Origin of the sequence: Mesorhizobium sp. M4A.F.Ca.ET.020.02.1.1, assembly GCF_004022645.1 — a bacterium.
Taxonomy (GTDB): domain Bacteria; phylum Pseudomonadota; class Alphaproteobacteria; order Rhizobiales; family Rhizobiaceae; genus Mesorhizobium.
The window spans coordinates 1-13,399 of record NZ_RZOI01000091.1 but is presented as its reverse complement, the minus strand read 5'-3'; the positions used below and the strand labels follow the sequence as shown (position 1 = coordinate 13,399).

Here is a 13,399-nt window from a genome sequence, read left to right as displayed (position 1 = left end):
GGTAGTTCTGCGTCCAGAAGGAGTGGGCGAAAACCACCAGGATCGGCAGCACCAGCAGGACGAGGGCATAGAGGAAGGTGGGGCTGATCAGGGCAAAGCCCTGGACGGGTTCGGACCGCAGAAGGGCATTTCGTCTGGCCCGCGACATGCGCAGCGGGGGCGAGCCTTCGGCAGCCGCCGTCATTGCAGCGCTCCGGGCGTGATTTCGGTCGCTGGCACGAACAGTTCCGGCATGTGGTTCCCATTGGTCAGCGCCGGCGGCTTGTTCCCTTTTTTGCTCGCGGCGCAACCGAACGGTGCGTTGCTGGTCGCGCCGCTTGCTTGCCGGCTTTCTTTCATCATGAGCGCATCCGCCAATTGAAATCAAGCGCTATTTCTGTAATATTGATTGAACGGACATTCAAAATGAAGTGAAGAAAGACCATTTTTCCGGGGCTTGCCGCTTCATTCTTTGTCCGCCGAAGGATCCACAACCATACGATGCGAGGCTAAGATGGCGGCTGCAAGGGAGATCAGGGCGAGGGAAACCAACCAGCCCGGCGATGACGATGCCGTGGAGCTGGCCAAGCGCCATCTCGTCCAGCCCTGGCCGTATGCCGGCTCGGTCGGCGCCGAGGCGCGCGCGCTGATCGGCGAGGGCGACGGCATCTACATCACCGATGCTTCCGGCAAGCGGCTGATCGACGGGCCGGCCGGCATGTGGTGCCTCAATGTCGGCCACCGCCGCGAGGAACTGGCCAGCGTGATGTACAACCAGGCGATGGCGCTGTCCTACAACACTCCGTGGTACACGATGAACGCGCCCTCGGCGGAGCTCGCCAGGCGCATTTCCGGTCACGCGCCCGCCGATCTCAGCCACACTTTCTTCACCACCGGCGGCTCGTCGGCGGTGGAGACGGCGCTGCGCTTCATGCAGTTCTACAACAATGTGCGGGGACGGCCGGAGAAGAAGCTGATCCTCAGCCGCGGCGGCGCCTATCACGGCTCGACCTATCTGTCGGCCTCGCTCAATGGCCGCCCGCGCGACCGCGACTGGATGGACGGCGCCGACGAGTTGGTGGTCAAGCTCTCCTCGCCCGATCCGTTCCGGCGGCCGAAGGAGATGAGCATCGCTGCCTTCACCGATTTCCTGGTGGATCAGTTCCGCGACACCGTCGCCCGCGTCGGTGCCGACAGGATCGGCGCCTTCGTCGGCGAACCGGTGCAGGCCTCGGGCGGCGTGGTCGTGCCGCCGGAGGGCTATCTGAGGCGCGTCCGCCAGATCTGCCGCGACAACGACATCCTCTATGTCTCGGACGAGGTGGTGACCGGCTTCGGACGTCTCGGCCACGTCTTTGCCTCCGGCGAGGTGTTCGGCATAGACCCGGACATGATCACCTTCGCCAAGGGCGTCACCTCGGGCTATTTCCCGCTCGGCGGCGTCATCATCTCGGGGCGGCTGCTGGAACAACTGCGCCGTTCCAACCATCCCGACGCGCTGTTCGGCCACGGCCTCACCTACACCAGCCATCCGATCGGCTGCGCGGTGGCGCTGAAGAATCTCGACCTGCTGGAAGACGGCGTGCTCGCGCACGCGCGTGAGGTCGCGCCCTATTTCCAGGCGCGGCTGAAGTCGCTGGAGGAATTGCCGCTGGTCGGCGAGGTGCGCGGCATGGGGCTGATGGCTTGCATCGAATGCGTCGCCGATCGCGAAAGCAGGAATCCGCTGCAGCTCGACAAGGACGTCGGCAAACGCATCGACGCACATTGCCATGAGCTAGGCTTGCTGGTCAGGCCGCTGATCAACATGTGCGTGATGTCGCCGCCGCTGATTATTTCGCGCGAGCAGATCGACGACATGGTGGCGATCCTGCGAGAGGGCATTTCGCGCACGATGGACGATCTCAGGAAAGAGGGCGTCTGGCGGGGGTGAGGGTTCTTCCTTCTCCCCGTTCTACGGGAGAAGGTGCCCGCAGGGGGATGAGGGGCAGCGCCGACCTCGGCGATTGGTTGGTCGCCGGACGACGCCAGAAATTGGCGTCTGACTAAAACGATAATCTCAAAAACCTGCGCTGCCCCTCACCTGCCTGCTCTATCCCCTCGACCGCAGCGCGTCGTTCAGCGCCCACATGTTCTTTTCCTCCGGCGCCGTCTCCAGGCCGAGCACGGGGATCTGCTTGCGCAGATGATCGTGGTGGGTGCGCACGCCATATTCGAGGTCGGAGAGATAGAACCCCTCGAAGGCTTCCGACAGCATGGATTCGTTCGACCACACCGAAAGCTGCACGTCCTCGTCCATTGTGTCGCGGTCGATGCGGTAGGCGAGATAGCGCGCCGCCGCCTGTTCTCTCGTTTCGTCCTTGTAGCGGTAGATTGCGCCGCGCAGCAGGGTCTCGCCGGTCGACAGCGGGAACTCCTGATAGAACTGCACGGATTCCGGCATGATCGACAGCGCGTTGTTGGGGAAGATGCCGTAGTAGATCCAGGCCTTGCGCAGATGCTCCGGCAGATGCGAAGCGTCGGGCGCTCGCTTGATGTATTCGCGCACGCTCCAGCGCCGCCCGGCATGCGGATTGTAGGTGGCGAAGGATCGCGACACGCCGTTGACGAAGGGCTCGTCGAAATAGGTCGCACCATAAAGATCCTGTAGCGCCGGATGCGCCATGGCGACGTGGTAGCCTTCATTGTCGACGTCGCGCACCGACTTCCAGTTGACCGGCGATTTTTGGGTCCAGATGCCCCACGATGGCACCATCTCGGCGACGCGATAGTGCGCGATCTCGGCCTCGATCGGCTTCAAAAGCTCGGCCACCGAGGGCTGCGGGCCTCCCTCGTGGAAGCGGATGAAGATGAAACCCATCCAGATTTCGAGGTCGAGCGGCATCAGGCCGAATTCGGTCTTGTCGAGATCGGGGAAGGAGCGCGGACGGGCGGCACCGCGCAGCGTGCCGTCGAGATTGTAGACCCAGCCATGGAACGGGCAGACAAGCGCGTTCTTGCAGGTGCCCTGGCTGTCGGCGACGACGCGGCTGCCGCGATGGCGGCACATATTGTTGAAAGCGCGCACGAGGCCGTCCTTGCCGCGCACGATCAGCGCCCGTTCGCCGATGACATCCATGGTCAGATAGTCGCCGGGATTGGGCACGTCGGAGACATGTCCGGCGATCTGCCAATGGTTGCGGAAGACGTATTCCTTCTCGAGTTCTAGAAGCGCGTTGGAGTGGTAGCTCCATCCCGGCAGACCCCGCCGGTCCCAATCGTTGGGGATCGCCACGTCACGGAGATGCGGGTTCATAGAAGGCTCTTCTTTTGTTGAATGATCATTCAATATAAGTATATTTTGCTTTGAAATGCAATGGTTTGTTGAAATATAAAATTTTGATGGCGCTGGGTTTGCATCCGCTCAGCGACGATCTGGCCAGGGAAAATCACGGAAAATCCGGGCGTTAACCAGGGTTCTGAAACAGGCCCGGAGCGGCCCGATCGACGTCGACCTGGCAGCGAGAAGCGGCGGCTCTCAGAGACGCAGTCCCGGCCCCGATTTCCTTCGCAAGTGTGAGATTGCTCATAGTCCGCAAGACCGCCTCAGGCCCATTGCTTCGCCTGTGAGGTCGCCTTTCAGGTCGCGCTTATGGAACAGAAATTGCAAACGAACACGAAAATCGGGGAATGACCGAATATGCCCGATCATGCCCGATTTTTCTGTTTCAAGCCGGTTACACGGGCAGCCATCGCGTATCATCCATCCGTTACCGGGTGCGGATACATTCGTTTCATAGCAAAAAGAAAGACAATGAAGGGGATTGCGATGTTCACGAAAGTCCAGACCGCCAACAACCGCCTCCAGGCACCGGAGCGCAACGATCGGCGACCGAAGCTGGCGCTGCGCCAGCGCGCCAGCGACCATCCGATGGCGATGTTCATGGCGATTGGCGCCCTTGCCTTCGCCGGCATGTTCCTCACACCGGCGGCAGGCCCCGCCTTCGCGTCGCTCAATCCGCCGGCAGGTGCCGTCGAAGGCGCGTCGACCACGATCAAGACCGGGCGTTTGCCGATGCCGCAGATCGATTTCGCCTGCAAGGGCCAGGCTTGGGGCGCCGAGAGCGCGGACTGTCTGCGCGCCATTGCCGAGCAGTCCGGCAAGCATAGGGAACGCGCGGTGCGCATGATCGCCAATGCCGCGCCGCTGACCAGCACGCCGAACGTCTTCTGACTTGTCGAACGTGATCCGCGAAACAGTTCCCCGCTTCGCGATCACGCTTTGACCTCCCCAGAGCGCTCCTCCTGCGCTCAAGTCAGGCTCCCACCGCATCGTCGGTTGGGAGCCTCTTTTTTTCGGTCTGTCGATATTCAGGTGAGGCCGGCCTGCTAACGGCGAGTTCCTGCGCTTGCTCCAGTATCTTTGAACGGCTGGATGTCAGCTCTCCACGGCAGCCTGCTCGGCGATGGCCGAAAGCACGCCGCGCACGTCCAGCGTGCTGAACGGCTTTTCCAGGATCTGCGGCCGCTGATGCGGCGGCAGCGCCTCGATCTCGGCCTTGGCGCCGATCAGGTCGCCGGTGACCAGCACGAAGCGCTGCGCCAGCGCCGGCCGTTCGGCGAGCAACTCGCGATAGATTGCGATGCCGCTGGTGCCGGGCATGCGCAAATCGGAAAAGACGATGTCGGGCGGCATCTGGCCGCTGAGGATCGCCGCCGCCGACGTCCACGCCGGCACGACGCGCGACTTGACGCCCATCAGCTCCAGTATGTCGGAGAGCGAGCCGGCGACATCGGGCTCGTCGTCGATGATCAGCGCGTGGCGCAGGCCGCTTGAGCGCGCCGGTCCTTCGCTGCCAGCGGCCGCGCCGGCAGTGATCGCCGGCAGCTGGACCACGAAACGCGCGCCGTGCGGCTGCACCTCCTCGAACCAGATGTTGCCGTTGTGCCGCTCGATGATCGACTTCGAGATCGACAGGCCGATGCCTGTGCCGACGCCGATCGGCTTGGTGGTGAAATAGGATTCGAAGATGCGTGAACGGATCGCTTCCGGCACGCCAGGGCCGTTGTCCTCGACGGAGAAGCCGGGATTGCCGCGATCGCTGCGAAACGTGCGCACCTTGATCAGCCGGTCGCCTGCGACGCCAGCCAACGCATGCTGACTGTTGACGAGGAAGTTGGCGGCCACCTGCGTGACATGGTCGGCATCGGCCATGGCCAGCAGCGGGCCGACGGCGAACTCGGTGTCGATGATGATGCCGCTGGAGCGCGCGCCATAGGCTGTCACTTCGAGCGCGGCGCGGATCACCTGGTTGAGGTCGGTCTCTGCCTGCTCGGTCGGATGCAGGCGCACCATCGACAGGAAGCTCTTGACGATGCGGCCGCAGCGCTCGGCGGCTGCGCGTACCTTCTCGGCGCGCACCTTGGTCTGCGGGTCGGTGGCGAACTCATGCAACAGCGTCGATTGCGCGACGACCACGGCAAGGGGGTTGTTCAGCTCGTGCGAGACGCCGGCCAGCAGCGAACCCATGGCGGCCATCTTCTCGTTCTGGTGCAGCTTCTCGCGCTGGCGGCCGATTTCCTCCTCGGCGCGCAGCTTGTCGCGCAAATCGCGGATCGAGCCGAAGATCAGCCTGCGGTCGGCAACCCGCATCTCGGTCGCCGTCAGTTCGATCGGGAACACCTCGCCGGCGGCATTCTGGGTCACGGTCTCGAGCCGCTGGCCAACCATTGGCGCGCCGCGGCCCGACATGTATTCGGCGCCCGAGGCATAGCCCTTGCGGTAGTAGATCGGAACGATGGTGTCGAGCAGGTCCTTGCCGAGGATGTCGCTGCGCGGGAAGCCGAACATCTTCTCGGCCGCCGGATTGAACTCGATGATCGAGCCGGTCTCGTCGATGACGACGATGGCGTCGAGCGAAGCCTGCAGCATGGTGCGGCGGATAACCTCACTGGCATGGGCGTCGGAGGGCGAGTGCTCGATGGCATCGCCGATGGCCAGCGCGATGATGTGCAGCGTCGCCTCTTCCTCATCGGTCCATTCGCGCTCGGCGACACAATCGTTGACCGCCAGCGTGCCCCAGAGATGGCCATGCGCGAAGACCGACACCGACAGGAACGACTTGATATTCTGCTTCTCGAAGTCGGCTCTCAGGAAGCCGTCGAGATCGCGGGTATGGCCGGCAAAGACCTTGCCTTGCCGCTCGTCCTCCTGCAGCCGCTCCAGCAACGGGTCGGAATTGATGATCGACTGCATGATGACGGTGGGCGAGGCGAGTTCGCCGCCGAATTCGGGATCGATCCAGTAGGCCGAGACCGACTGGGCGAAGCCCTGGCCCGGAAGCTCGCGAAGCCGAAACAGAATGCCGCGCTGGCAATCCATGGCGCGGCAGAGCGTCTCCAGGATGATGTCCATCTCGCGCTGCCAGTCACCGGCCTCGCGCAGCCGGCGCACGACGCGGACGGCCGCCATCGCCGCGCCCTGGCGGGTGGCTTGCATATCCGTTCGGGCGGCTTCGGCTGTCATGTTCAATACGTCACCCAGGGCCAGATCGGCAGGATATGAAATTCAGCACACAGTTCGAAAATCGATCGTGGGTTCCCGGAGGAACCATATGCAGGACAAAAATGCTACAGCGTTCTTTGCGCATCCGGAAGGACACGCGCCAGCCGGATTCCGGATATCGAAGGTCACCGGCCGTCATGGCCGAATGACGGCGGCCTCACAGTTCGGGCCGCTGCGGTTCAGGCTCAGTTGCCCTCGCCGCTCGGCAGCGAGAAGATATAGCCCTCGCCGCGCACCGTGCGCAGGAACTTCGGGTTGGCGGGGTCGGTCTCGATCTTCTTTCGCAGCCGCATGATGCGGATGTCGACCGCCCGCGAAGATTCCGGGTCCTCGACGAAGCCGATCGCTTCGGAGATCGCCGCTCGTGTCAGCAGACGGTTGGCGCGCGTCAGGAAGACTTCCAGTACGTCGAACTCGCTTTTGGCCATGTCGACGACCGCGCCGTTGGCACCGGTGACCAGCCTGCCGTCGAGATCGGCGTGGAATGAGCCGAAGCTCATGCGGCGGCCGGCAGAGGCCGGTTCGGGCTTGGCGGCCTGCGGCTCGGCCGGCTGCGGCACGCGGCGCAGCACGCTGCGCACCCGGGCCAGCACCTCGCGCAGTTCGTAAGGCTTGACGATGTAGTCGTCGGCGCCGAGCTCGAGCCCGACGATGCGATCAAGCGCGGTGCCGGCCGCGGTGGCATAGATGATGCCGATCGGGGTCTTGGAGCGCAGCCAGCGGCCGAACGACAGGCCGTCCTCGCCAGGCATGGCTATGTCGAGGATGGCGAGATGAAAGGATTGCGTCTCAAGCAGGTTCCGCGCCGCGGCGGCACTTTCGGCCGTCGCCACCTCATAGCCGCTGGCGCCGAGATACTCGGCGACGGCATCCCTCAGGTCAGGCTCGTCCTCGACGACGACAATTCTTGCCCGCACTATGCTCTGGCTCCCGCTTTCAGCGGAAAGTAGATTGGGTATAAACATGATGTCCAGCACTCATCTTGAGATGTCTGTCGCAGGGTGGAGAAAAATGGCCGCACGATCCGTCATCGCGCTCGTTTCCGTCGCCGAAGTGGTGGCGGGCGACCTTGCCGACCATCTCGAGCGGCGCGGTCATGACGTGCGCGCGGCGCGCCAGCCCTGGGAAGCGGAATCGCTGCTTTCGGCCAAAGGCATCGACGTGGTGGTTGTCGGCGACAGCCTGAGCCAGGCTGAGGGGCGCGATCTGCTTCGGCGTTATGGCGGCGAGGGCGGACCCGACTTCATCCTGATCTGCCGGCCGACCGACCTGGTCGACAAGGTGCTGGCGCTCGAGCTCGGTGCCGCCGACGTCGTCGAGAGCCCGCTCAACGTCAGGGAACTGGCCGCGCGCATCGGCGGCCTGCTGGCGCGGCGCGGCAGGGCCGCCGGGGAACTGATCGTGCTGGAGAACGCAACCGTCGATCTGAGGTCGGCGATGGTCATGCACCGCTCGGGCGCGGAAGACCAGCTTTCGCCCGGCCAGGTGGCGCTGCTCAAGCTGTTTCTGGCAAGTCCCCGCAAGGTGCTGACGCGCGACGACATCATCGCCGCGGCGCCGGCCGAAAACGCCGACGCCTTCGACCGCTCGATCGATTCGCGCATCGTGCGGCTGCGCCGCAAGCTCGACACCGAAACCATCACCACGATACGCGGCGCCGGCTACCGGTTCGACCCGCCGACGCAGCGCGTCGATTGAATCAGCCAGACTGTTCGATTGTTTCAGCATCGGACCGGTTTCCATTCTGGTCCGATGCTCTCGCTCAGCGCAGCACGATGGCCGAAGGGCCGGATGGCGCATCGCTGGCGACGGCGACCACCTCAGCCTGGGCACGGTCCCGCAAGAGGACGGTGGCAAGGCCGGCAAAGCCCAGAAGGCCTTGTGCGTAAAGCAATGCGGAAAGCACGGCTGCGGCAGATTTCGTGTTCATTGGCTCCATCCCTTCAACTTGTGGTTCCGCTTCAGGAAACCCCCGAAGCGCCCGCGCCGCCCACGGAGCCCCCCGCAGCGGCGCGGGCCTTCGGTCCTCTCGGCAGCAAGTAGCCGGAGGCGCCGCGCATCCACTTCAGCCGAAGGCCGACCCGCCAGAGGGCCTTCAGCCGGTTAACGCGCAGGCTGGACACGATCCAGACCGTGGCGATGAACAGCGCGGCATGCAGCGTCGAAATCTCGCCGGAATTCATGGCCGCAAGTGTCGTCGCCGGGTTGCCGGCAACAGAGCCGACACCGCCGAGGACGATTGCAGCGACGCTTGTCCGGAGAAGCCAGGAGCGTAGGTTCGTTTTCCTGCCCATTTTCGTTTTGCTGTCGTCTGTTCCCGTTGCGTCAACTGTGCTGCCGGCTTGTATCGGGATCATGCCGCACGAGTCGCGCTTTGTTGCAATCTGGTTTCGGCGCAGGTCGTATCGCTTTCATATCAGAGGCATAGGTGCTTTCGTCTGGGGGCTTTGCAGCCTGATGCCGATAACGAAGCGTTAACTATATGCCCTGTCCCCCGATCACGCCCCTCGTCGGGCGGTTAACCACGGGAAACAGATTCGAAACAAATGTGAGCATCAAGCGAAATTGGCTTGAAACATCACCCAGCGATAAATCCGCCATCGAATTGGAGCCGGCCGGACCGGCAGAGAGAGGGGACATCGCCATGCACGCCACCATTTCCGCCAAGCTTATCAACATCACCGCCGCTGCGTTCACCGGCGCGGCCCTGCTTTTCGGCGCCGGCAGCGGCGCCGCCCACGCCAACCAGATCGTGGCCAAGGTTTCGCTGTCTCAGCAGACCATGGAGGTCACCGTCGATGGCCGGCCGACCTTCGCCTGGAAGGTGTCGACCGGCGACCGGGCGCACATCACGCCGACTGGATCCTTCAAACCGACCCGCATGCACGAGATGTGGTATTCGAAGAAGTACGACAACGCGCCGATGCCGCATTCGGTGTTCTTCAGCGGCGGTTATTCCGTGCATGCGACCTATGCCATCAAGCGTCTCGGACAGCCGGCCTCGCACGGCTGCGTGCGGCTGCACCCGGATGCCGCGGCCGATTTCTACCAGCTCGTCGAGGCCTTTGGCCCGTCGAATACCAGCATCGTCATCGTCAAGTAGCAGGCTGTGGTCGAAGGCGGCGAAGAGGGTTGGCAAAACCTCCTCTCATCCGTTCCGCCTCCCGCCTGGCATTGCTCTTCCGCGGTAAACGCCCAACCAAAAAAGAGGCCGGAATTTTCCGGCCTCTTTTTTCCTTTGTCGTTCGATTCCGTCAGTCCTGCAGCGCCGGCATCAGGTTCGGATCCGGCTTCTCTGCATGGTGCGGCAGGTCCTTGCTGGCGATGAAGGTGTAGAACATCGGCACCACGAACAGCGTGAACATGGTTCCAACCAGGATGCCGGTGAAGATCACCAGGCCCATTGAATAGCGGGCGGCGGCGCCGGCGCCGCTGGAGATGATCAGCGGCACCACGCCAAGCGCCATCGCCGCCGTGGTCATCAGGATCGGCCGCAGCCGCACCTTGGCCGAAGCGACGATCGCGTCGCGCCGGCGCATGCCGTGGAGCTCACGCTGCTGGTTGGCGAACTCGACCAGAAGGATGCCGTGCTTGGTGATCAGGCCGATCAGCGTGATCAGGCCGACCTGGGTGTAGATGTTGAGCGTGCCCAAGCCGATGTTGAGCGGCACGATCGCGCCAAAGATCGACAGTGGCACCGCCATCATAATGATCAGCGGGTCGCGGAAGCTTTCGAACTGCGCCGCCAGCACCAGGTAGATGACGAGCACAGCCGCAACGAAAGCGATCAGGATGGTGTTGCCCTGCTCCTTCTCCTGCCGCGACTGGCCGGAATAGTCGATGAAGAACGTGCCGGGCAGGCTCTCCTTGGCGATATCCTCGATGGCCTTCAGCCCGTCGCCGGTGGTGACCCCCGGCAGTGGCAGGGCTGTGATCGTCGCCGAGTTGAGCTGGTTGAACTGTTCGATCGCGGCGGGTGCCGCATTGGTCGAGATCTTCACCACCGCCGACAGCGGCACCATCTCGCCCGAGGCGCTGCGCACGAAATACTGGGCGAGCTTCTCGGGGTTGTCGCGGAATTCCTGCGGCACCTGCGGGATAATGTCGTAGCTGTTGGAGTCGCGGTCGAACTGCGCCACCTCGGCGCCGCCGACCAGCAGCGTAAGCGTGCGGCCGATATCGGCGATCGGCAGGTTCAGCGCCGCCGCGCGCTCGCGGTCGATCGTCACCGTCACTTGCGGCGCGTCATAGGACATCGAGTTTTGCACAACGATGAAGCGGCCGGAGGCCTGCGCCTTGTTCTTGATCTGCTCAGCCGCCTCGTAAACTTCGGCGGAGTCGCCCGTGGAACGTACCACAAAGGAGATCGGCAGGCCGCCGCCCGAACCGGGCAGCGTCGGCGGCGCGAAGACGAATGCCTCGACGCCGGCCACCTTGGCAAGCCGGCCGGTGATGTCTTCCTGGATCTCCTTCGAGCTGCGGGTGCGCTCGGCCCAGTCCTTGAAGGCGAAGCCGACAAAGGCGCCGTTGGTGGCGCCGCCGAAGGCGACGGCCGAGAACTGGGCGCGCGTCTCAGGGATGTCCCTGACCAGACCGAGGATCTGGTTGACGTAGGTTTCGGTATAGTCCGACGTCGCGTAGCGCGGCCCGGTCACGATCGAGAGCAGGAAGCCCTGATCCTCCTCCGGCGCCAGTTCGCTTGAGGTCTTGGTGAACATGAAGCCGGTGAGCGCGACCAGCGCGACCACGATCAGTAACGTCACCGGACGGTTTCTCAGCGAGCTGGTGACCATCCGCTCGTAGACGCGCTCGACGCGGCCAAAGGTGCCGTCGACGATGCGCTGGAAACGGCTGTGCGAGCCTGCCTTGAGGATACGTGCCGACATCATCGGCGTGATGGTGATGGCGATGATGCCCGACAGCACAACCGAGCCGGCAAGCGTCACCGCGAATTCCCGAAACAGCGCGCCGGTCAGGCCGCCGGTGAAGGCAAGCGGGGCGAACACCGCCGCCAGCGTGATGGTCATGGCGACGATGGCGGAGAGAATCTCGCGCATGCCGTTGAAGGCCGCCTGCATGGCCGACATGTGGTCCTCTTCCATGTGGCGGTGGATATTCTCCACCACCACGATGGCGTCGTCGACGACGAGGCCAATGGCCAGCACCATGGCGAGCAGCGACAGCAGATTGATCGAGTAGCCGACCGAATACAGCAGGAAGCAGACGCCAATCAGCGAAAGCGGAATGGTCACGATCGGCATCATCACCGAGCGGAACGAGCCGAGAAAGAGCAGGATGACGACGACGACGATCGCCACCGCCTCGCCGATGGTCTTGAATACCTCCTCGATCGAGGCGCTGATCTGCTCGGTGGAATCGTAAACGATCTCGATCGTCATGCCTTGCGGCAGCGTCTCCTGGATCGTCGGCACCAGCTTGTGGATCGCCGCCGCCGTCGTCAGCGGATTGGCCGCCGGCGTCGGGAAGATGGCAAGGAAGGTGCCGGGCTTGCCGTTGAAGGAGACCCTGGTGTCGGTGCTGACCGCGCCGAGCTCGACGCGCGCCACGTCGCGCAACCTCACCACATTGCCGTCCTTGGAGCGCAGAGGAAGCGCCGCGAAAGCCTCCGGCGTCTGCAATGTCGAGCGCACGGTGATCGATGAGACAACGTATTCGTTCTCGGTGTTGCCGGGCGCCGACAGGAAGTTGCTGTCGTTGATGGCGGTCAGCACATCGGCCGCCGTGACGCCGCGCGCGGCGAGCTTGACCGGGTCGATCCACACCCGCATCGAATAATCCTCGGCGCCGAAGATCTGCACGTCGGCGACGCCCTCGACCGTCGATATGCGCGGGCGAACGACGCGCTCGATATATTCGGTCAATTGCTGCTTCGTCATGTTCGGATTCTGCATCGAGATGTACATCATCGCGAACTCTTGGCCGGTGCCCTTGACGATTACCGGATCCTTGGCGGCGTCGGGCAAGGTGCCACGCACGCCCTGCACCTTGGACAGGACCTCGGTCAGCGCGACGTCCGGGTTGGAGCCGAGCTTCATCTGCACAACCACGGTGCTGGAGGAGGGCCGGCTCGACGAGGTGACGTAGTCGATGTTCTCGGTCGAGGCGACGGCGCGGGCGATCGGAGCGGAGATGAAGCCCTGGATCAGGTCGGCGCTGGCGCCTGGATAGGCCGTGGTGATGGTGATGGCCGTCTCGTCGACTTTCGGATACTGCCGGATCGACAGGTTGAAGATGCCCTGGAAACCCAGGAGCAGGATCATGCAGGCGAGCACGGTCGACAGGACCGGCCGGCGAATGAAGATGTCGGAGAAATTCATTGCTGGGCGGCCTGCTTGTTCGCCGGCTTGGTCGGATCGATTGTGTTGTCGACGGCAACGGACATGCCGTTGAAGAGCCGGTTCTGGCCGGCGGTGACGACCTCATCGCCGGCGGTGATGCCTTCCAGGATCTCGACCATGCCGGCGTTGCGGCGGCCGGGCTTGACGAATACCTGGGCAAGCACAAGCTCAGGCTTTTCGCCTTCCACCGGCTTGGCCGCCGCGTCGGCCGGCTTTTCGTCAGGTTTTTCGTCCGGCTTGGCGGCCGGGGTGGAGCCGGTCTTTGTCGCATCCGGCTTCTCTTCGGGCTTGGCTGCTGGAGCGGCAGCGTCGCCCGCGGGCTTGGCCGGACGCACGACAAAGACGAAGTCGCCATAGAGGCTGGAGGTCAGGGCCGTCTGCGGCAGCGTCAGGACATTCTGCTCCTCCGGCAACTCGACGCGCACCTGCACGAACTGGCCTGGCGTCAGCTTGCCGTCGGGGTTGGCGACCTCGGCGCGGATCGACACCAGCCGGCTCGTAGGGTCGATCTTTGGGT

General features: G+C 63.7%; 11 protein-coding genes and 2 pseudogenes. 4 read left to right on the top strand and 9 right to left on the bottom strand.

Annotated features, from left to right (window positions below):
- A pseudogene (locus tag EN742_RS09075) lies at window positions 1-184 on the bottom strand (ABC transporter permease); the annotation flags it as partial.
- Window positions 181-342 (bottom strand): hypothetical protein, encoded by a 162-nt coding sequence (locus EN742_RS38020; protein ID WP_189347883.1) that lies wholly within the window; start codon window positions 340-342, stop codon window positions 181-183. The pseudogene EN742_RS09075 and the gene EN742_RS38020, both read right to left, overlap by 4 nt.
- 151 nt (window positions 343-493) lie before the next feature.
- Between EN742_RS38020 and EN742_RS09070 the strand changes: the two genes are divergently transcribed.
- The gene (locus EN742_RS09070) at window positions 494-1,912 is read left to right on the top strand and encodes an aminotransferase (protein WP_128332691.1); all 1,419 of its coding nucleotides are present in this window, start codon (window positions 494-496) and stop codon (window positions 1,910-1,912) included.
- A 159-nt stretch (window positions 1,913-2,071) separates the two neighbouring features.
- Here EN742_RS09070 and EN742_RS09065 read toward each other — a convergent pair whose 3' ends face one another.
- Window positions 2,072-3,274, bottom strand: coding sequence for an aromatic ring-hydroxylating dioxygenase subunit alpha (locus EN742_RS09065; protein WP_126058019.1), 1,203 nt, complete (start codon window positions 3,272-3,274; stop codon window positions 2,072-2,074).
- A gap of 513 nt (window positions 3,275-3,787) precedes the next feature.
- Here EN742_RS09065 and EN742_RS09060 point away from each other — a divergent pair.
- Window positions 3,788-4,192, top strand: a complete 405-nt coding sequence (locus EN742_RS09060; RefSeq protein ID WP_126058020.1) for a hypothetical protein — start codon at window positions 3,788-3,790, stop codon at window positions 4,190-4,192.
- Window positions 4,193-4,396: 204 nt separating this feature from the next.
- Here the strand turns inward: EN742_RS09060 and EN742_RS09055 are convergent, their stop codons facing one another.
- Both EN742_RS09055 and EN742_RS09050 read right to left on the bottom strand, forming a co-directional pair.
- The gene (locus EN742_RS09055; protein ID WP_245455360.1) at window positions 4,397-6,457 is read right to left on the bottom strand and encodes a sensor histidine kinase; all 2,061 of its coding nucleotides are present in this window, start codon (window positions 6,455-6,457) and stop codon (window positions 4,397-4,399) included.
- A 251-nt stretch (window positions 6,458-6,708) separates the two neighbouring features.
- Window positions 6,709-7,440: a response regulator transcription factor gene (locus EN742_RS09050; protein ID WP_245455362.1), complete on the bottom strand. Its 732-nt coding sequence runs from the start codon at window positions 7,438-7,440 to the stop codon at window positions 6,709-6,711.
- Between the two features lie 94 nt (window positions 7,441-7,534).
- Between EN742_RS09050 and EN742_RS09045 the strand changes: the two genes are divergently transcribed.
- Window positions 7,535-8,221, top strand: a complete 687-nt coding sequence (locus EN742_RS09045) for a response regulator transcription factor (protein ID WP_126058021.1) — start codon at window positions 7,535-7,537, stop codon at window positions 8,219-8,221.
- A gap of 64 nt (window positions 8,222-8,285) precedes the next feature.
- On the opposite strand, the gene EN742_RS38015 is transcribed toward EN742_RS09045, so the two are convergent.
- The gene (locus EN742_RS38015; RefSeq protein ID WP_189340605.1) at window positions 8,286-8,453 is read right to left on the bottom strand and encodes a hypothetical protein; all 168 of its coding nucleotides are present in this window, start codon (window positions 8,451-8,453) and stop codon (window positions 8,286-8,288) included.
- Between the two features lie 31 nt (window positions 8,454-8,484).
- Complete coding sequence (locus EN742_RS09040) at window positions 8,485-8,817, bottom strand: hypothetical protein (RefSeq protein WP_126058022.1); 333 nt, start codon at window positions 8,815-8,817, stop codon at window positions 8,485-8,487.
- 350 nt (window positions 8,818-9,167) lie between these two features.
- Here EN742_RS09040 and EN742_RS09035 point away from each other — a divergent pair, with 350 nt between their 5' ends.
- A complete protein-coding gene (locus EN742_RS09035; protein WP_128332690.1) occupies window positions 9,168-9,626 on the top strand; it encodes a L,D-transpeptidase in 459 nt (152 codons plus the stop codon).
- Window positions 9,627-9,777: 151 nt separating this feature from the next.
- On the opposite strand, the gene EN742_RS09030 is transcribed toward EN742_RS09035, so the two are convergent.
- On the bottom strand, window positions 9,778-12,861 hold the full coding sequence (locus tag EN742_RS09030; RefSeq protein ID WP_126058024.1) for an efflux RND transporter permease subunit: 3,084 nt from the start codon (window positions 12,859-12,861) through the stop codon (window positions 9,778-9,780).
- Window positions 12,858-13,399: pseudogene (locus EN742_RS09025) on the bottom strand (efflux transporter periplasmic adaptor subunit); the annotation flags it as partial. The pseudogene EN742_RS09025 and the gene EN742_RS09030, both read right to left, overlap by 4 nt.

Excerpts from the sequence above, each read along its gene's own strand:
- EN742_RS38020 (WP_189347883.1), bottom strand. The coding sequence starts at position 342 with ATGATGAAAGAAAGCCGGCAAGCAAGCGGCGCGACCAGCAACGCACCG.
- EN742_RS09070 (WP_128332691.1), top strand. The coding sequence starts at position 494 with ATGGCGGCTGCAAGGGAGATCAGGGCGAGGGAAACCAACCAGCCCGGC.
- EN742_RS09065 (WP_126058019.1), bottom strand. The coding sequence starts at position 3,274 with ATGAACCCGCATCTCCGTGACGTGGCGATCCCCAACGATTGGGACCGG.
- EN742_RS09060 (WP_126058020.1), top strand. The coding sequence starts at position 3,788 with ATGTTCACGAAAGTCCAGACCGCCAACAACCGCCTCCAGGCACCGGAG.
- EN742_RS09055 (WP_245455360.1), bottom strand. The coding sequence starts at position 6,457 with ATGCAAGCCACCCGCCAGGGCGCGGCGATGGCGGCCGTCCGCGTCGTG.
- EN742_RS09045 (WP_126058021.1), top strand. The coding sequence starts at position 7,535 with ATGGCCGCACGATCCGTCATCGCGCTCGTTTCCGTCGCCGAAGTGGTG.
- EN742_RS38015 (WP_189340605.1), bottom strand. The coding sequence starts at position 8,453 with ATGAACACGAAATCTGCCGCAGCCGTGCTTTCCGCATTGCTTTACGCA.
- EN742_RS09040 (WP_126058022.1), bottom strand. The coding sequence starts at position 8,817 with ATGGGCAGGAAAACGAACCTACGCTCCTGGCTTCTCCGGACAAGCGTC.
- EN742_RS09035 (WP_128332690.1), top strand. The coding sequence starts at position 9,168 with ATGCACGCCACCATTTCCGCCAAGCTTATCAACATCACCGCCGCTGCG.
- EN742_RS09030 (WP_126058024.1), bottom strand. The coding sequence starts at position 12,861 with ATGAATTTCTCCGACATCTTCATTCGCCGGCCGGTCCTGTCGACCGTG.